General features: G+C 69.9%; 14 protein-coding genes. 8 read left to right on the forward strand and 6 right to left on the reverse strand.

Translation table 11 applies throughout. The annotated features are described in order from the left end of the window. Positions 1-3 precede the first annotated feature (3 nt). The 3 genes from KF892_07730 to KF892_07740 are packed head-to-tail and all read left to right on the forward strand — an operon-like array spanning position 4 to position 3,199. Entirely contained in the window at positions 4-1,014 is a 1,011-nt protein-coding gene (locus KF892_07730) for a hypothetical protein (protein ID MBX3624884.1), read from the forward strand. Further along, positions 999-2,534 (forward strand): hypothetical protein, encoded by a 1,536-nt coding sequence (locus KF892_07735; GenBank protein ID MBX3624885.1) that lies wholly within the window; start codon positions 999-1,001, stop codon positions 2,532-2,534. The genes KF892_07730 and KF892_07735 overlap by 16 nt, the downstream gene beginning before the upstream one ends. A 29-nt stretch (positions 2,535-2,563) precedes the next feature. Beyond that, positions 2,564-3,199 carry a DsbA family protein gene (locus KF892_07740; GenBank protein MBX3624886.1) on the forward strand — a complete coding sequence of 212 codons (636 nt, stop codon included), beginning with the start codon at positions 2,564-2,566 and terminating at the stop codon, positions 3,197-3,199. 12 nt (positions 3,200-3,211) lie between these two features. Here the strand turns inward: KF892_07740 and KF892_07745 are convergent, their stop codons facing one another. Continuing rightward, positions 3,212-4,906, reverse strand: coding sequence for an ankyrin repeat domain-containing protein (locus KF892_07745; GenBank protein MBX3624887.1), 1,695 nt, complete (start codon positions 4,904-4,906; stop codon positions 3,212-3,214). A gap of 23 nt (positions 4,907-4,929) precedes the next feature. Beyond that, positions 4,930-5,904: a tRNA-dihydrouridine synthase gene (locus KF892_07750; GenBank protein ID MBX3624888.1), complete on the reverse strand. Its 975-nt coding sequence runs from the start codon at positions 5,902-5,904 to the stop codon at positions 4,930-4,932. 35 nt (positions 5,905-5,939) lie between these two features. Between KF892_07750 and KF892_07755 the strand changes: the two genes are divergently transcribed. The 3 genes from KF892_07755 to KF892_07765 all read left to right on the forward strand — a co-directional run bounded on the left by KF892_07755 (position 5,940) and on the right by KF892_07765 (position 9,879). Continuing rightward, positions 5,940-6,476 carry a methylated-DNA--[protein]-cysteine S-methyltransferase gene (locus KF892_07755; protein MBX3624889.1) on the forward strand — a complete coding sequence of 179 codons (537 nt, stop codon included), beginning with the start codon at positions 5,940-5,942 and terminating at the stop codon, positions 6,474-6,476. Positions 6,477-6,697: 221 nt separating this feature from the next. Then, positions 6,698-9,478, forward strand: a complete 2,781-nt coding sequence (locus KF892_07760; protein ID MBX3624890.1) for a PAS domain S-box protein — start codon at positions 6,698-6,700, stop codon at positions 9,476-9,478. A 14-nt stretch (positions 9,479-9,492) separates the two neighbouring features. Next, the gene (locus KF892_07765; GenBank protein MBX3624891.1) at positions 9,493-9,879 is read left to right on the forward strand and encodes a response regulator; all 387 of its coding nucleotides are present in this window, start codon (positions 9,493-9,495) and stop codon (positions 9,877-9,879) included. Between the two features lie 16 nt (positions 9,880-9,895). Here KF892_07765 and KF892_07770 read toward each other — a convergent pair whose 3' ends face one another. Then, a complete protein-coding gene (locus tag KF892_07770; GenBank protein MBX3624892.1) occupies positions 9,896-11,776 on the reverse strand; it encodes an ABC transporter ATP-binding protein in 1,881 nt (626 codons plus the stop codon). An 84-nt stretch (positions 11,777-11,860) separates the two neighbouring features. Here KF892_07770 and KF892_07775 point away from each other — a divergent pair, with 84 nt between their 5' ends. Next, a complete protein-coding gene (locus KF892_07775) occupies positions 11,861-14,206 on the forward strand; it encodes a PBP1A family penicillin-binding protein (protein MBX3624893.1) in 2,346 nt (781 codons plus the stop codon). Between the two features lie 7 nt (positions 14,207-14,213). On the opposite strand, the gene KF892_07780 is transcribed toward KF892_07775, so the two are convergent. The 3 genes from KF892_07780 to KF892_07790 all read right to left on the reverse strand — a co-directional run bounded on the left by KF892_07780 (position 14,214) and on the right by KF892_07790 (position 15,996). Beyond that, the gene (locus KF892_07780; GenBank protein MBX3624894.1) at positions 14,214-15,131 is read right to left on the reverse strand and encodes a DUF808 domain-containing protein; all 918 of its coding nucleotides are present in this window, start codon (positions 15,129-15,131) and stop codon (positions 14,214-14,216) included. A 117-nt stretch (positions 15,132-15,248) separates the two neighbouring features. Next, on the reverse strand, positions 15,249-15,548 hold the full coding sequence (locus tag KF892_07785; protein ID MBX3624895.1) for a flagellar basal body rod protein: 300 nt from the start codon (positions 15,546-15,548) through the stop codon (positions 15,249-15,251). 49 nt (positions 15,549-15,597) lie between these two features. Further along, positions 15,598-15,996 (reverse strand): VOC family protein, encoded by a 399-nt coding sequence (locus KF892_07790; GenBank protein ID MBX3624896.1) that lies wholly within the window; start codon positions 15,994-15,996, stop codon positions 15,598-15,600. A gap of 198 nt (positions 15,997-16,194) precedes the next feature. Here KF892_07790 and KF892_07795 point away from each other — a divergent pair, with 198 nt between their 5' ends. Next, the gene (locus KF892_07795) at positions 16,195-17,841 is read left to right on the forward strand and encodes a protein kinase (protein MBX3624897.1); all 1,647 of its coding nucleotides are present in this window, start codon (positions 16,195-16,197) and stop codon (positions 17,839-17,841) included. Positions 17,842-17,868: the final 27 nt, after the last annotated feature.

The following is a 17,868-nucleotide window of genomic DNA, read 5'->3' on the forward strand; positions in this document are numbered from 1 at the left end:
CCGATGAACGCACACCCCCATCGCCTCCCGCTGGCCGCAGCCCTGCCCGCGGCCCTGTCCGCAGCCCTTCTGCTGAGCGGCTGCGGCAGCCGCGGCACCGGCAGCCAGGCCGCGCCGCCGCCCGCGGCCGTGGCCACGCCGTCCAAGAGCGACGTGCTGCCGCCCATGCCTCGCCTGGACGACCCGGTCTACAACGCCATGCTCGGCCGGGTGAACGGCGAATACCAGCGCTGGCTCGCCAACCCCGGCGCCTACCTGCCCAGCACCGCGGGCGCCCTGCCCTGGCCCTGCGTACCGCCACAGCCTGCGCGCGACAAGCTCGCGGGCATTCCCGACGCGCGCGACCCCAAGATCCTGGCCGCCTACGCCAAGCAGGAGCGCGCCGCCGGCATGAAGCGCGGCACGCTCAAGCCGCCGGGGGTGGAGGACGCACGCGTCCACCTGCTCAAGGGCGAATGCGTGAAGGGCGCCCTGCAGGGCGAGGTGGAGCTGCTCGCCGAGTACACCTCGGTGTCGACCGTGCTCGACAACGAGACCCGCATTCCGCAGCGTGTGCTCAAGCGCTTCGTGGCGCAGGGCGGCAAGCCGGTGGGGCTCGTCTACACCGCCACCTTCCACGGCGAGCATCGCTCGTCGAAACCAAGCAGCATCACCGTCAAGTCGCTCTTCGGCAGCTTCGTGCTGGGCGACACCAACATGCCGCCGCGCAACGTGGGCATCAGCTACATGCGCACCGAGGCGCCCAAGCCGATGTTCGGCACCTACGTGTCGATCACGCAGAGCGTGACGCAAAGCGTGCCGCTCAAGGGCGAGCGCTGGAAACTCGTCACCTACAACGGCCCGACCAAGATCAACGAGATGCACTTCAAGGGCGAGGTCTTGCACGGCCGCTCGATCGGCTACGCCTACGAGATCAAGTCACCGTATTCGTCGGACCCGCTGCGCATTCCCGCCAGCGAGACCTGCTACGACGACGGCGAGCAGATCAAGAGCGCCGCATGCGACGTGGACTGACCCGCGCCGCGCTCGTGCTGCTGAGCGCGAGCCTCGCCCTGCCGCCGCTGCACGCCGCGCCGGCCCGTCAACGCGGCGGCACCTGCGCGAGCGGCAACTGCGCCAACGGCGAGGGCAGCGTGCGCTTCGGCTTCGCCACCTACACGGGCACGTGGGTCAAGTCCGACTTCACGGCGGGCACCTACAGCGTGGTCTACGCCGCCTTTCCCGAGCAGACCTTCGAGCTGACCGTCGATGCCGCAGGCTACCCGGTCAAAGGCACGGTGTCGCGCGGCAGCAAGGACGACGTGCTGCGCGACCCCAGCCTCTACACCGGCAGCTTCGCCAAGACCTGGAACCCCTTCGACCGCACCCACGTGGCGCGCTACGCCCAGGGCCGCTACACCGATGCGCGCGGCGTGGCCTATGAAGGCGAGTTCGACTTCGTGCCCGGCATCGTCGGCTCGGGGTCGGTGACGGGCGGCTACTACATCTTCCAGGGCACCCGCATCGACGAAGACGCCGACGAGGTGACGAGCGGCCTCTTCATCAGCGACTGGACCAGCCACGACGTGCGCGCCGGCGAGTACCCGTCGTACCTGCCGGTCGTCTTCCACCGCGCGCGGCCCGACTACATCGCCAAGCTGCAGGACGACCTGCGCCGCGACCTGGAACGGGTGAACGCCGAAGAGGCCGCCAAGCTGGCCCGCGAGCGCGAGTCGCGCGAGAGCTGGAACACGCTCTTCGCCACCGCGCTCGGCGTGGCCGCGGTGGTGGGCGTGGCGAAGATCGCCTCGCGCAGCAGCGGCGGCGGCACCGGCACCGTGAACGCCCTCAGCGACACACTCGCCAGCAAGCAGAGCGCCCCGGCCGCCAACCAGAAGATGGTGGGCGAGCTGCGCGAGCGCGCCAAGACCGACCCGGTGCTGGCCAAGCGCATCGGCAAGGCGAGCGACGCCGAACTCAGCGCCATGCTGCAACAGGCCGGCCGCACGGCCCCGCCCAAGATGACGGTGGCCGAGTACCGCGCCGCCACCCAGCAGCAAGAGACGGAGAAGGTGGCCAAGGCGGCGCAGGCCGAAAAAGACAAGCAAGCCCGCGACAAGGAAACCCGCGAGAAGGAAGCGAAAGACAAAGAGAAGGCCGAACTCGCCGCCGCCGAACGCGCCCGCAAGAAAGCCGAGGCCGACGCCGCGAAGAAGGCCGAGCAGGAAGCCGAGGAACAGGCCAAACGCGAGTACCTGGTCGCGCTCGCCCGCGGCACCCAGCTCAAGGCGCGCACCTGCCCCGGCGGCGAAGGCCAGTACTACGTGGTCGGCCTGCTGCCCAAGATCAAGCCGGAGAAGGTCGACTGCGTGGACCTGCACTACCGCGCCCGCTGCGAGGGCCACGCCAACTACATCGACGGCGTGGGCAAGACCTTCCTCGGCATCGCCACCGACTGCTTCATGGGCGACACCTACAAGATCGAGCCCAAACCCGCGTGCCCGCTGGCGCAACTGCAGGTCACCGTGAAGGAGATCCGGGCCTGCGGACGATGAGGCGGGCGCGCCGGCCTTAGCATCGGCGCATGAACCTCATCTACGTCGTCGACCCCATGTGCTCCTGGTGCTACGGTTTTTCCAAGCCCCTGGACGAACTGCTCGCCGCCCCCGGCGAATTCGCCCCCTTGCAACTGGCCCTGGTGATGGGCGGCCTGCGCCCCTTCACCACCGAGCCCACGCCGCCCGAGCGCGCCAACGAGCTCGCCGGCCACTGGAAACACGTGGCCGAGGCCAGCGGCCAGCCGTTTGCGCAGGCCCCGCACACCGCCCTGCACCAGCCGGGCTTCGTCTACGACACCGAGCCGGCCGCGCGTGCCGTGGTCACCGTGCGCAAACACTGGCCGAAGCTCGTGTGGCGCTACCTGAAGGCCGTGCAGCACGCCTTCTACGCCGAAGGCAAGAACGTGGTGCAGCCCGAGGTGCTGGCCGACGTGGCCGAGTCGCTCGGCATCGCCCGCGCCGATTTCGCCCGAGCCTTCGCCTCCGAAGAAATGCGAGACGCCACGAAGGAAGACTTCGCGATCACGCAGCAGTGGGGCATCCGCGGCTTCCCGGCGCTGATCGCCGAGCATGGCGACCACCTGCACCTGGTGGCGCAAGGCTACCTGCCGATCGACGCGCTGCGCCAGCAGCTCGCCGCCGCCACCCAGGCCCACGGCTGAGGGCGGCGCCCCTCAGCGCAGCACCAGCATCACCACCCTCGGCGCCACCAGCCGGCCCACCCATTCCTCGGTCGGCAGGAAGCCGCCGATCGCGAAGGTGATGCGCCGGCCCTTGAGCGCGGTGAGCGGCACGCTCTTCACATCGGCGTCGCTCTTCTCCTCGATCCGCGCCACCGCGCGGAACTCGCGCACGTGCTCGTGCCGGGCTTCGCGGATCTCGTGGAAGTCGCGGCGATGCTCGTTCACGCTCAGGTGCATGTTGCCGCCCCAGGTGTCGTCGGGCTTGGCATCGGCGGGCCGGGTGTCGTAGACGAAGAGCTCGTAGGAATCCTCGTGGGGCGGCTCGTGCATGGCGCCGCTGCGGGTGGAGATGAAGATGCCGTTGCCACGGTCGGGCCGGCGCACCTCGTCGGCGAGGCTGGGCGAATACGAGGCGGCGATCGACAGGCCGTATTGGTGGGCCGGTGGCGGCAGTGTCATCACGAGCTTGAAGGGTGCTGCCTTCAACGCCACCTCGGCGCCGTCGACGATGGGGATGCGCCGGCCGTCTTGCTCGAAATGGGCGTCCCAGCGGTAGCGCGGCGCCTTCAAGGCGGCGTCCATCATCAGCCGTTCGGTCCAGGCGAGGAGGTCTTTGTCGCCCTTCTCCACCGCCATGCCGACGATGGTGAGGTGCCGGTTCAGCCGGTCTCGCCCGCGGTCGTCGTGCGGCAGCGGGCTCGCGCCACGGTCGAGCAACAGTTGCATCAGGGCCCGGTCTTGCGCCATCACGGCGGCCACCAGGGGCGTGACCTCCACGCCCGGTGCACCATCGGGCGAAGCACCGGCATCGAGCAGCTTCGTCACCGCATCGGCCCGCCGCGTGCGGATCGCCTCGTTGAGCGGCACGTCGCGCGAGGCCTCGAAGCGAGGGTCGTTCTGCCCCGGCTTCGCACCGGCTGCCAGCAGCACCTGCATCGCCTGGGCGCTCACGGCGGGGTCTTCGATGGCGAAGGCCACGTGCAACGGGCAGCCCCAGAAGGCGCAACGGTTGGGGTCGGCGCCGCGCGCGAGCAGCGCCTCGGCGGTCGACACACGGCCGGCGAGCACGTTTTGCGTGAGCGGCGTCATCTCGCTGCCGAACGACACGTTGGGGTCCAGCTCGGCCGGCACGGCCTTCACCGCCTCGGGCGTGCGCGCAAACCAGAAGGCGGCGCGGGCCTTGTGCTCGGGGTTCGTGCCCAGCTCGGCCGGCGCGGGCAGGTGGCCCTGGGCCACCCAGCGCCTGGCCCGCTCGTCGAACTCGGCCGCGTTGCGAGGCGCCTGCACCGGGCCGCGCTTGACGAGCTCCAGCACCGCCCAATGCGTGGCGCCCGACTTGCGCACCCAGCGCACCGGCGGGCTGCGCCGCGGCGGCGTGTAGAGCTGCGCGAGCGCCACCCGCAGGCCGGGGTCGACGTCGACCAGGCTGTCGGCGCGCAGGTCGTAGGCCTTGTAGCGCGTGCCCTCGCCCCATTTGGCGAGCCGGGCCTGCCGCGCCTGCAGCTCGGTCTCGAACACCACCAGCCGGTACTCAAACGCATTGGCGCCCGCGGTGTGCTGCCAGGCGGCGCCGAGCAGCGCCCGCTCGGCCTCGGTCCAGGCGGGTTGCTGGGCCAGCACCCCACCGGCAACGCACAGGCCGAGCACCGCCACCGCGGCACGCAGCCGCTTTCTCCAGTTCGTCATCGTGATCCCTCCCTGTTTGTGGTCTATCCCGGCATGGCTTCGCATGCAGGCGCCACCACGGGCGCCCTCGCCTGCAGCCAGGCATCGATGCGGCGCGGGTCGTTCACCACCCGCAGCTCCATGTACGCGGCCTCGGCTTCCGGGAAACGCCGCCGCAGGTAGTTGAGCCACTGCTTCAGGCGGCCGGCCTGGTGGCGCGGCACCACGTGGGCGCAGACCAGATCCCAGAACGCCTTGAGCAGCGGCTGCAGCTCGGCCCAGCCGACGGGCCTGCGCGCAGGCGACGCGATGGCCCAGGCCAGCCCCGGGTCGCTCACCATGCCGCGCCCGAGCATCAGGTGCTCGCAGCCCGACACCTCTTTGCAGCGTTGCGCATCGGCGGCCGTCCAGATCTCGCCGTTGGCCACCACGGGGATGCGCAGCGCCTCGCGGATCTCGGGGATGCGGTCCCAGTGGGCGGGCGGGCGGTAGCCGTCGGCGCGGGTGCGGGCATGCACCACCAGCTCTTCGGCGCCGCCGTCCTGCAAGGCGAGCGCGCATTCGAGGGCGCGCGAGGCGTCGTGGAAGCCGAGCCGCATCTTGGCCGACACCGGCACGGGCGCCGGCACCGCGCGGCGCACCGCGGCCATGATGCCGCTGAGGTGCGACGGGTCTTGCAGCAGCGCCGCGCCGCCGCCGTGGCGGTTCACCACCTTGGCGGGGCAGCCGAAGTTGATGTCGATGCCGGCCGGGCCGAGCGAGGCCAGGCGCGCCGCGTTCTCGGCCAGGCAGGCCGGGTCGGAGCCCATCAGCTGCGCCCGCACCGGCACGCCGGCATGCGTGCGCCCACCGTGGCGCAGCTCGGGCACCACGCGGTAGAACGCCTTCTCGGGCAGCAGCGTGCCCGTCACGCGGATGAACTCCGAAACGCAGCGGTCGATGCCGCCCACCCGCGTGAGGATGTCGCGCAGGGTGTGGTCGAGCAGCCCTTCCATCGGGGCGAGCAGGAGCATCGTCATGGGCCCGGAGTTTACGAAGCTGGCACAGTCGCCTGATGGACACCGCCTGCACCGTCTTCGACACCGCCATCGGCCGCTGCGGCATCGCCTGGGGGCCGCGGGGCCTGCTCGCCTTCCAGCTGCCCGAGCCCGACGACGAGGCCACCTTGCGGCGCATGGCCCGCCGCAGTGGCCCGCTGCCGCAGGGCACGCCGCCAGCCCGGGTGCAAGACGTGATCGAGCGGGTGCAGGCCCTGCTGGAAGGCCAGAGCGTCGACCTGCGCGACGTGCCGCTCGACCAGACGGGCATCCCCGACTTCCACCGCCGTGTCTACGCCATCACCCGCGAGATCCTCGCCGGCCAGACACGCACCTACGGCGACGTCGCCGCCGAGCTGGGCGATGTATCGCTCTCGCGCGCCGTGGGCCAGGCGCTCGGCGCGAACCCGCACGCGGTGATCATGCCCTGCCACCGGGTGCTGGCGGCCCGGGGCGCGTCGGGCGGTTTCTCCGCAGGCGGTGGCGTCTCGACCAAGCTGCGGATTTTGTTGATCGAGCGTGCACAAATCGGCTCGCAGCCGGGCCTCTTCTGAGCCGAAAGCTAACGTCGAATATTCCCGGCATTAATGCCTGGAGGCGTGTGGCCGCAAGGGGGTAGATCCTTGCCCGCCACGCACGCGGAGTTGCACACTCCTGGGGCAGCGCTGTCCGGCGCGCACAACGATCAAGAGCAATGAATCCGGCTGCCCTCTGGCGCCGACTGTCCCGCGGCGCCATGCCGCCCGGATCGTCAGGCCCTGGCTCCCCGGCCCCCGTGTGGCTGGTACGCGGCTTCATTGGCGCCAACGTCCTCGCCGTGGTGCTGATCTCCACGCTGACGGTCACCTCGCTCGTCAACAGCCGGCAGGCGCAACTCGACCGCGCCAACGCCACCGCCGCCAACATCACACAGACGCTGCGCCAATCGTTCGAAAGCGAGATCGACCAGATCGACCTGCTGCTGCGCGCCGCCATCCTCGGCCTCGACACCGGCCCCGCGGGTGGCGGAGACCCGGCGGAGCTGCGCAAGCTGATGCAAGGCAGCCGCAGCCTGCTGCCTCACCTTGAGGCCTTGCGGGTGACCGACGAACACGGCAACGTGCGGTCCAGCGACGGCACCGAGCCACCCCCAGCGCTGTACGTGGGCGACCGCGAGTATTTCCGCAAGGCGCGGGCGAACCACTGGAACCTGATCGTCTCGGAGCCGGTCGTGAGCCGCGTGAGCCCGAACTGGGTCGTCGTCTTCGCCCGGCGCATTGACCGGCCCGACGGCCGTTTTGCCGGCGTCGTCTACGCCACCGTCGCCACCGAGCGTTTCCAGGATCTGCTCTCCAGCGTGCAGCTCGGCAAGCAGAGCGAGCTGAGCCTGCGCACGGCCAGCCTGCAGCTGGTGGCGCGCAACCCCGCGGTGCCGCTCGACGTGGCCGCCAGCCGGCTCGCCTCGGCGCCCCTGCGCGACATGGTGGCGAGCCAGCCGCAAGGCGGCAGCTACACGGCGCCCAGCAGCATCGACGGCATCGAGCGCCGCAACACCTATGCGGCGGTGGGCGCCTATCCCTTCGTGGTCGTCGCGGGCCTGTCGGTCGACGAGATGATGCGCGACTGGCGCAAGGTGCTGTGGACGACGCTCGGCCTCGCGGGCATGACGCTGCTGGCCGTGTCGATCTCGTCGTGGCTGCTGGTGCACGCCTGGCGCGGCGAGGTGCGCCTGGGCGAGCAACGCCAGCGCGAGGCCGACCGCCACAAGGCCTTCATGCGCACCGCGAGCGACGGCATCCACGTGGTCGACCGCAAGGGCCGCCTGCTCGAATTCAGCGATGCCTTCGCCGCCATGCTCGGCTACGAGCGCGAGCAGATGGTGGGCATGGACGTGACCCAATGGGAAACCGCCCTGCCCGAGGTGGCCCTCCAGTGGTGCAGCACGACCCAGGGCGACCAACGCTTCAAGACCCGCCACCGGCGCGCCGATGGCGCCGAGATCGACGTCGAGCTGAGCACCACCACCACGCTCGTCAACGGCGAGGAGCTGATCTTCTGCGCCTCGCGCGACATCACCGAGCGCCGCCGCCTCGAAGCCGAGACCCGCCAGGCGCTCGAGCAGGCGCGCCAGAGCGAACAGCGCGTGCGCGAGATCGCCGACAGCGTGCCCGCCGGCATCACCTACGTCGACGAAGACGAGCGCATGCAGTTCGTCAATGCCGAACTCGCGCGCTGGTTCGGCCGCCCAGCCGAAGACCTCGTCGGCCGGCGCATCCGCGAGGTGATGAACCCCGAGCGCTACGCACGGCGCCAGGTGTCGTATGCCGCCGTGCGGCGCGGCGAGACGGTGCGCATCCTCGAGCACATCCCGTCACTGCGCGGCAACGTGCGCCACGTCGAGACGGTGCTCGTGCCCAAGCGGCGCGACGACGGCAGCGTGGCCGGCTTCTACTCGCTCTCGCAGGACTTCACCGCCCGCGTGAAGATGGAAGGCACGGTGGAGCGCCAGGCGCGCAACCTCGCGGCCATGACCTCCATCAGCGACGACATCATGGTCGTGCTCGACGAGACCGGCCGCATCCTGCTGGCCAACCGCGCCTTTGAAGAGGCCTGGCAGCTGCCGCCGGGTGGCGCCACCGGCCGCACCGTCTCGGCCCTCTACGGCGACAGCTTCTTCCACGACGTGATCCGCCCCAAGCTCTACCACGCGCTCGACGGCCAGCCGGTGAAGGTGCGCACCGCCCACACCCTGCCGGGGCGGGCCACGCGTGTCTTCGATGCCAGCTACCACCCGGTCTACAACGAGCAGGGCCTGATCGACGCGGTGGTGTTCACCGCCCACGACGTGGACGAACTGGTGCACTCGCGCGACGAGCTGGCCCACACGGTGGAGCAGCTGCAGCGCAGCAACGAATCGCTCGAGCAGTTCGTGCGGGTGACCTCGCACGACATGCGCGAGCCGCTCAACAGCATCGCCCAGTTCGTGCGGCTGATCGAAGAGACGAGCACGCTCGCGCCCCCGGTCGACCGGTATTTCGGCTTCGTGCGCCGCGGCGCCGACCGCCTGCGCACCATGCTCGACGACCTGCTGCGCTTCGTGCGCCTGGAGGCCGAGGCCATCGAACCCGACGACACCCACCAGCTCGACGAGGTGCTGGAAGAAGTGCAGAGCCTGCTGCACGCCCAGATCACCACCAGCGGCGGCGAGGTGGTGTGCGAGCCCCTGCCGCTGGTGAAGGGCCGGCGCAGCCTGCTGGTGCTGCTGTTCCAGAACCTGGTGTCCAACGCACTCAAGTTCACGCCGCCCGGCGTGCCGCCGAAGGTGCGGGTGAGCGCCCGGCGCGAAGGCAACCGGGTGCTCGTGACCGTGGCCGACCAGGGCATCGGCATCGCGGCCGATGACATCCCCACGCTCTTCGAGCCTTTCCGCCGCCTGCACCGCCGGCAGGTGTATGAAGGCACTGGGCTCGGCCTCGCCACCTGCAAGCGCATTGCGATGGTGCTCGATGGCAGCATCGAGATCGTGTCCTCGCCGGGCGAGGGCACGCAGGTCACGGTCATCCTGCCGGCCCGCTGACAAGGAGCGCACGCATGCTCGATCTGGTGATGGTGGTCGACGACAACGATGCCGACCTCGTCTACACCGAGGTGGTACTGCGCGCTCGCGGCATTGCGAAGCAGGTGAGCTGCTACGAGACCGCCGCCGCCGCCCTGGCGCGCCTGGCCGACCCGGGCCAGCCGCAGGTCTCGCTGGTACTGCTCGACATCAACATGCCCGAGATGGACGGCTTTGCCTTCCTGCGCGCCTACGAAGGCCAGCAGGCACACCCCGAGCGTGCGGTGCCGGTGGTGATGCTGACGAGCTCACCGGAATCGTCGGACCGGCTGCGCTGCACCGCCCACGGCTGCGTGCAGGGTTACGTGGTCAAGCCCCTGAGCGACGCCGACGCGCGGCACCTGCTGACGCTCGCCGGCTGAAGGCGAGCGCCCCCCGCTACGCCGGCACCGGCTGCGCCGCTTCGTCGTCGGCCCGGTCGTCCACGTCTTCGCCGAGGAAGCCGCCGCTCTGGTGTGCCCACAGCCGCGCGTAGAGGCCGCCCTGGGCAAGCAGGCTGCGGTGGTCGCCTTCTTCCACCACGCGGCCCTTGTCGAGCACGATGAGGCGGTCCATCGCGGCGATGGTCGACAGGCGGTGCGCGATCGCCACCACCGTCTTGCCTTCCATCAGCTTGTAGAGGCTCGCCTGGATGGCGGTCTCGACTTCGGAGTCGAGCGCGCTCGTGGCCTCGTCGAGCAGCAGGATGGGCGCGTCTTTCAGCATCACCCGCGCGATGGCGATGCGCTGCCGCTGGCCGCCGGAGAGCTTCACGCCGCGCTCGCCCACGTGGGCGTCGTAGCCGCGCCGGCCTTTTGCATCGGCCAGCGTCTCGATGAACTCGTGCGCCTCGGCGCGCTTGGCGGCGGCCAGCATCGCGTCGTCACCCGCGTCAGGGCGGCCGTAGAGGATGTTGTCGCGCACCGAGCGGTGCAAGAGCGAGGTGTCTTGCGTGACCATGCCGATCTGCGCACGCAGGCTGTCCTGCGTGACGGTGGCGATGTCCTGCCCGTCGATGAGGATGCGGCCCGAGCCCACGTCGTAGAAGCGCAGCAGCAGGTTGACGATGGTCGACTTGCCGGCCCCGGAGCGGCCCACGAGGCCGATCTTCTCGCCGGGGCGGATGTGCAGCGAGAGGCCATCGATCACCTGGCGCGCCTGCGGCCCGCCGCCGTAGGAGAAGCCGACCTTCTCGAAACGCAGCTCGCCGCGAGTCACCTTGAGCGGCACGGCGCCCGGCGCGTCGACCACCGTGCGGTGGCGCGAGAGCGTGGTCATGCCGTCCTGCACGGTGCCCACGTGCTCGAAGAGCGTGGCCATCTCCCACATGATCCAGTGCGAGATGCCGTTGAGCCGCAGGGCCATCGCGGTGGCCGCGGCGACGGCACCCACGCCCACCTCGCCACGCGTCCACAGCCAGAGCGAGGCGCCCGCCGTGCTCAGGATCAGCAGCACCGACAGCGTGTGGTTCACCGTCTCGAACGAGGCCACCAGGCGCATCTGCACCTTCACCGTGTCGAGGAACTCCTGCATCGCGCTGCGTGCGTAGCCCGCCTCGCGGCCGGCGTGCGAGAAGAGCTTGACGGTGGCGATGTTGGTGTAGGCGTCGGTGATGCGGCCAGTCATCAGGGAGCGCGCATCGGCCTGCTCCTGCGCGATGCGGCCCAGGCGCGGCACGTAGTACAGCAGCGCCAGCGAATACAGCCCCAGCCAGCCGAGTATGGGCAGCAGCATCCACATTGCGAAGCTGCCCATCACGGCAATCAGCGTCACGAAGTAGATGATCACGAAGACCAGCAGATCGCAGGCGATGAACCAGGCGTCGCGCACGGCCAGCGCCGTCTGCATCACCTTCGTGGCCACGCGGCCGGCGAACTCGTCCTGGTAGAAGCTCATGCTCTGGCTGAGCATCAGGCGATGGAAGTTCCAGCGCAGCAGCATCGGGAACTGGCCGCCCAGCGCCAGGTGCTTGATGGCCGTCTGGAACCAGACGAGCACGATGCTGCCTGCGAGCACCGCCGAGAGCGCGAGCAGCGACCTGCCCTCCTGCGCCCACAGCGTGGAGGGCGTGACCTTCGCGAGCCAGTCGACGATCTCGCCCATCATCGCGAAGAGCCACGCCTCGAAGGCGCCGATGGTCGCCGACAGCAGCATCATCCCGAGCAGGTAAGGCCGCAGCCCCTGGGTGCAGGCCCAGAGGAATGCCGAGAAGGAGCCGGGTGGCGTGGTGGGCGGTGCGTCCGGGAACGGATGTACCAGCCGCTCGAAGAAACGGAACAAAAAAGCCCCTTGCGTTCAAAGGAAGGGCGCAAGGTTAGCGGAAGTGGCTTTTCGATAATGGCCTGCGACTGAAAAGAACCTGTCATGAAACCAGCCCGCAAGACCCTCTTCAAGCGCATCGCGCTCATCGCCGGCGGCGTAGCCCTCGGCTGCGCGCTGCTCGGCGCTGCGGTGCTCACGGTGCTCTACCAGCAGTTGCCCGAGCTGACCATGCTCACCGACTACCAGCCGCGCCAGCCGCTGCGGGTGTTCACCCACGACGGGGTGGAGATCGGCGAGTTCGGCACCGAGCGCCGCTACTACCTGCCCATCGCCCACACGCCGCGCATGGTGCAAGACGCCGTGCTCGCCATCGAAGACGCCGGCTTTCGCGACCACGGCGGCGTGAGCGTGAAAGGCACGCTGCGCGCGGCGGTGAAGAACCTCTGGCGCGCCTCGCGCAGCCAGGGCGGCTCGACCATCACGCAGCAGGTGGCGCGCACCTTCTACCTGTCGAAGAAGAAGTCGTATGCGCGCAAGCTGCGCGAGGCGCTGCTGGCGGTGAAGATCGAGCAGCACCTGTCGAAAGACCAGATCCTCGAGCTGTATCTCAACCAGATCTACATGGGCCAGCGGGCCTATGGCTTCGAGGCGGCATCGCAGTCGTACTTCGGCAAGCCGCTCACGCAGCTCACGGTGGCCGAGAGCGCCATGCTCGCCGGCGTGCCGCAGAACCCGCGCTACGCCAACCCGGCCACCAACTTCGAGCGTGCGAGAAAGCGCCAGGTGCAGGTGCTTGCGCGCATGCGGGAAACCGGCGCGATCACCCAGGCCCAGCACGACAAGGCCCTCGCCGAGAAGGTGCAGGTGCACAAGGGCGGCGAAGACTATGCGGTGCGCGCCGAATACGTGGCCGAGATGGTGCGCCAGACGGTCTATGCGCAGTACGGCGAGGCCAGCTACTCGATGGGGCTGAAGGTCACCACCACGCTGCGCGCCGCCGACCAGCAGGCCGCATGGCAGGCCCTGCGCCGCGGCGTGCTCGACTACGACCGCCGCCAGCCCTACCGCGGCCCGGAAGACGAGGAAGACCTGCCCGATGGCGTGGCTGCCGACGACCCGGCGGTGGCGGAAGCACTCTCGGACCACCGCGACGACGACGACCTGCGCGTGGCGCTCGTGACCGAAGCCAGCCCGCGCCTGGTGGTGGCCACGCTCGCCAGTGGCGAGGTGGTACGCCTGCAGGGCGAGGGCCTGCGCATGGCGCAGCCGGCCCTGTCGCCACGCGCGAACGACGAGCTGCGCATCCGCCGCGGCTCGGTGATCCGCGTGATGCAGGTGGGCAAGCGCTGGTCGATCGCGCAATGGCCCGAGGTGCAAGGCGCGCTGGTGGCGATGGCGCCGCAGACGGGTCACGTGCGCGCCCTGGTCGGCGGCTTCGACTTCGGCCGCGCGCAGTTCAACCATGCCACGCAGGCCTGGCGGCAACCGGGTTCGAGCTTCAAGCCCTTCCTGTATTCCGCGGCCCTGGAGCACGGCGTGATGCCCAACACGCAGGTCAACGACGCACCGCTGCCCGCCGACCCCAACAGCACCGCCCCCGCCTGGGACCCGAAGAATTCAGACGATCAGTACGACGGCCCCATCACCCTGCGCGAAGCGCTCGCGCGCTCGAAGAACCTCGTCACCATCCGCCTGGTGCAGCTGCTCGGGCCCGACGTGGCGCGCACCTGGGCGAGCCGTTTCGGCTTCGAGGCGAGCAAACATCCGGCCGACCTCACGCTCGCGCTCGGCTCGGGGGCGACCACGCCGCTGCAACTCGCGGGCGCCTATTCGGTGCTGGCCAATGGCGGCTTTCCGGTGCAGCCGGTGGTGATTCAGAAAATCACCGATGCGCAAGGCAAGACACTCTTCGAAGCCCCGGCCACGACACTCGACGAAGACAAGCGCGCCATCCCCGCCCGCAACGCCTGGCTCACTGGCAGCCTGCTGCAGGAGGTCACGCGCAGCGGCACCGCCGCGCGCGCGCAGGCGCAGCTGCAGCGCACCGATCTCTACGGCAAGACCGGCACCACCAACGATGCGGTCGACGCCTGGTTCGCCGGCTACCAGCCCACGCTGGTCACGGTGGTGTGGATGGGCCACGACACGCCGCGCAGCCTGGGCTCACGCGAATCGGGAGGGGGCCTGGCTTTGCCGGTGTGGATCAACTTCATGCGCCAGGCGCTGCAAGGCGTGCCGGTGCAGGAGCCCACCGCCCCCGAGGGCCTGGTGCAGCATGACGGCGACTGGGTCTACAGCGAATGGGCCGACGGCGGCCAGCGCCAGAGCATCGGCTTCGACGAAACAACCGTGTTGCCCACGCTGCCCGACGGCAGCACGCCGGCCCGCGCCCGCAACGGCGACCTGATCGACCTCGAGCCCCCCGAGGCCAAGCTGAACCGGCCCTGAGCCGCGTTCAGGCGTGCGCCTTCTTGCCGCGCAGCTTCTGGATGAGGTTCACGACCACGAGCGTCACCGCGCCCGCGATGATGCCCACCACCGCATCGAGCAGCGCCGACACCAGCACGCCGCCGATGCCACCCGCGCCCTTGGCGATGTCGTCGATGGCGTGGTGCAGCGCCGGCACGCCGTGCGTGAGGATGCCGCCGCCCACGAGGAACATGGCCGCGGTGCCGGCGATGCTCAGGCCCTTCATCAGGTAGGGCGCGGCGCGCAGGATGCCCGCGCCGATGGTGCGCGCGGCGGCGCTCGCCTTGCGGGTGAGGTACAGGCCCAGGTCGTCGAGCTTCACGATGCCGGCCACCAGGCCGTAGACGCCGATGGTCATGATGATCGCGATGCCGGCCAGCACGCTGAACTGCACCAGCAGGCTCGTGCCCTGCGCCGCACCGAGCGTGATCGCGATGATCTCGGCCGAGAGGATGAAGTCGGTGCGGATGGCGCCCTTGATCTTGTCTTTCTCGATGGCCACGAGGTCGACCGCCGGGTCCGACAGTGCCTTCACCAGCTCGGCGTGGTGTGCGTCGTCTTCGTCCTTGCTGTGCAAGAACTTGTGGGCCAACTTCTCCACGCCTTCGAAGCAGAGGAAGAGACCGCCGAGCATCAGCAGCGGCGTCACCGCCCAGGGCGCAAACGCGCTGATGGCCAGCGCCAGCGGCACCAGGATGGCCTTGTTGAGCATCGAGCCCTTGGCCACCGCCCACACCACCGGGATCTCGCGCTCCGCGCTCACGCCGCTCACCTGCTGCGCGTTGAGCGCCAGGTCGTCGCCCAGCACGCCGGTGGTCTTCTTGGCGGCGACCTTGGTGAGAACGGCCACGTCGTCGAGAACGGTGGCGATGTCGTCGAGCAGGGCAAGCAGGCTGGAGGCCATGAGGGTGTGCGGCAGCAGATGAGGGGGTTGAGCCGCAGCGGGGTCGCTGCAGCGCCGCGCATGGTACGCGAGGCCCGAAGGGGGCCCCTCACTTCAGCGGGTAGAGATCAGGCTGGGTCAGGCCTTGAGGTCGATCAGCGACCCGAGCATCTCGTGCTCGACCTGCACCGTGCGCAGGTTGGCCTTGAAGCTGTAGAGCGCGACCTTCTGCTGCAACAGGTCAGCCGCGAGGTTGCTGCCGGGCTCGGTGGCCTGCGTGATCTGGGTGGCCACGCCCCCCCCGGGCTGCGACTGCTGCAGCACCTGCTGGCGCCGGAACGCCGGGGTGACCGCATTGGCGACGTTGTGCGCCGCAACACCCAGCTGGGTGGTCGCGGCGCTCATGCCGGAGATCGCGATGGAGGAGATGGCGCTCATGGTGCTTCGACCCGTTATCGGCCACCCTCCTTGCGACTTGAGGACTTTTTCAGCCCAGGGCCAGGAACTCGACCCAGTTGCCGTCCGGGTCCTCGACGATGGCGATCTTCACGCCCGGGCGCAGCTCGCGCTCCTTCACCGCGACCTTGGCACCGGCGTCGACGCAGGCCTGCACGATCTCGGTGATGTTGGTGACGGTCATCGTCCAGTAGCGGTAGCCGGCCGCGCCCTGGATGCCGCCTGGCGCCGCCGTGAGCGGCACCTGGGGCAGCACCACCAGCTTGATCATGCTGTCGCCACACAGCATCTGGTGCATCACGCCACCGGCGCTGGGCATCTCGCGCAGGTACTTGAAGCCGAGCACGTCGCGGTAGAAGGCGAGCATCGCCGGGCCGTTGGTGGTGACGATGCCGAGGTCGATGGATTGCTTGGCGAGTTGAACGCCCATTTGTCTCTTCCTTGTGTGTTGTGTGGGGGAGTCATAAGGTATCACCGTGTTGCTGTCGCACAGGTGACGCCCTCGATCGTGGGGGCGCCGGCCTATAACCGCGGTCGGCGGCACATCGCTTGCCCTGAGGGGGACCAGATGCCCGAAAAGCAAGAACCTTCCATGGACTTCGGACCCACGACACAACAGTTCGACCCCGTGACCCCACATGACGCACTGCCCGCCGGCACACGCCTCGGGGGCTACCAGATCCTCGAGGTGCTGGGCCGTGGCGGCTTCGGCATCGTTTACCTGGCGCTCGACTCGTCGCTGCAGCGGCAGGTCGCGATCAAGGAATATTTCCCGGCCGAACTCGCGATGCGCTGCGACGACGGGCAAGTCTGGATCCGGCCCGGCGCCGACCCGGCCGCCTACGGCGCAGGCATGAAGGCCTTCCTCAACGAAGCCAAGATGCTGGCGCGCTTCGACCACCCGTCGCTCGCGCGCGTGCACACCTTCTGGGAGGAAAACCGCAGCGCCTACATGGTGATGCCCTACTACGACGGGCGCACGCTCGCCAAGGTGCTCGCCGAGATGAAGGCGCCGCCCGACGAGGCCTGGCTGCGCTCGATGCTGGCGCCGCTCTTGAGCGCGCTGAGCACGCTGCACAACGCCAACTGTCTGCACCTCGACATCTCGCCCGACAACATCCTCATGCTGGGCGACGGTCGCCCGGTGCTGCTCGACTTTGGCGTGGCCAGCCGCCTCGCCACCGACAAGACCATGCCGCTCACCGCGCTGCTCAACCCGGCCTACGCGCCGATCGAGCAGTACAGCGAGTCGGTCAACCTGCAGCAGGGCCCGTGGAGCGACATCTACGCGCTCGCGGGCGTGCTGCACTTCGCCATCGCCGGGGTGCCACCCGCACGCGCCACGGTGCGTGCGCTGGAAGACCCGCAACGCCCGCTGGCCGAGACGGTGGCCGCACGGGCCGAGCAGTTCCCGGGGCTTGGCTACAGCGCCACTTTCCTCGCGGCCATCGACAAAGCGCTCGCCGTGCGCCCGCGCGACCGGCCCCGCGGGGCGGCCGAGTTCTCGCTGCTGCTCGACCGCGCCGCGCCACCGGAGCCGGCCGCACCGCCACCACCGCCACGCCGCCCGGCACCCGCGCCGGCGGTGGTGCCCGAGCCGATCTTCGCTGCCGAGCCGATGGACGCACCGCCGCGCCCCACGCGCAGCCGCACGCCGGTGTGGCTGGCATCGCTCGCCGTGATCGGCCTCGCCGCCGCGGGGTGGACGTGGCTGCAGCGCCAGCCCTCGTTTGCCAACATCACCGTGAGCGACCTGCCGCCCGCCATCATCGCCAACGTGCCCCGGCCCGTGGCGGAAGGTGCGAGTGCGGCAGTGCCGCTGCCTACCGAGCCCACCGCCGCGGGGCCCGAGGTGGCGGCGTCTGGCGTGGCGCCGGCGGCGAGCAGCACAGCGTCTGCCGCCATGGTGGCGCAGGCGGCGTCTGCCGTCGTCGCGCCCGCGCCAGAGCCTGCGGCCAAACCGGCGCCGGCCAAACCCGCTTCCACCAAGACCGCGCGTGTGGCCAAGGCCGCCGCGCCGCGCGTGCCGCCCGCCGAAGCGTCGCAGGCCGAGGCCACCGAAGAAGAGCCCACCGCCAAGCCCGAGCCCCCGCCCACACGCAAGCCCGCTCCGAAAGCCACCGCCGCCCTGCCACCCGAGCCGGCCACGCCGCGCGCCGCCTGCGGGAGCCGCTCGAACTTCGCGCTCGTCTACTGCATGCAGCAGCAGTGCAAGCGCTGGAAGTTCAACAACCATCCACAGTGCATCGAGATGGAGCGCCGCGGCGAACTCTGAGCCGACACGCGGGCTTTACCTCGCAGC

The sequence above is a fragment of the Rhizobacter sp. genome, assembly GCA_019635355.1.
Classification (GTDB): Bacteria; Pseudomonadota; Gammaproteobacteria; order Burkholderiales; family Burkholderiaceae_C; genus Rhizobacter.

What these genes read in the sequence shown, in the direction of transcription:
- KF892_07730 (MBX3624884.1), top strand. Translation starts at nt 4, where the DNA reads ATGAACGCACACCCCCATCGCCTCCCGCTGGCCGCAGCCCTGCCCGCG.
- KF892_07735 (MBX3624885.1), top strand. Translation starts at nt 999, where the DNA reads ATGCGACGTGGACTGACCCGCGCCGCGCTCGTGCTGCTGAGCGCGAGC.
- KF892_07740 (MBX3624886.1), top strand. Translation starts at nt 2,564, where the DNA reads ATGAACCTCATCTACGTCGTCGACCCCATGTGCTCCTGGTGCTACGGT.
- KF892_07745 (MBX3624887.1), bottom strand. Translation starts at nt 4,906, where the DNA reads ATGACGAACTGGAGAAAGCGGCTGCGTGCCGCGGTGGCGGTGCTCGGC.
- KF892_07750 (MBX3624888.1), bottom strand. Translation starts at nt 5,904, where the DNA reads ATGACGATGCTCCTGCTCGCCCCGATGGAAGGGCTGCTCGACCACACC.
- KF892_07755 (MBX3624889.1), top strand. Translation starts at nt 5,940, where the DNA reads ATGGACACCGCCTGCACCGTCTTCGACACCGCCATCGGCCGCTGCGGC.
- KF892_07765 (MBX3624891.1), top strand. Translation starts at nt 9,493, where the DNA reads ATGCTCGATCTGGTGATGGTGGTCGACGACAACGATGCCGACCTCGTC.
- KF892_07775 (MBX3624893.1), top strand. Translation starts at nt 11,861, where the DNA reads ATGAAACCAGCCCGCAAGACCCTCTTCAAGCGCATCGCGCTCATCGCC.
- KF892_07780 (MBX3624894.1), bottom strand. Translation starts at nt 15,131, where the DNA reads ATGGCCTCCAGCCTGCTTGCCCTGCTCGACGACATCGCCACCGTTCTC.
- KF892_07785 (MBX3624895.1), bottom strand. Translation starts at nt 15,548, where the DNA reads ATGAGCGCCATCTCCTCCATCGCGATCTCCGGCATGAGCGCCGCGACC.
- KF892_07790 (MBX3624896.1), bottom strand. Translation starts at nt 15,996, where the DNA reads ATGGGCGTTCAACTCGCCAAGCAATCCATCGACCTCGGCATCGTCACC.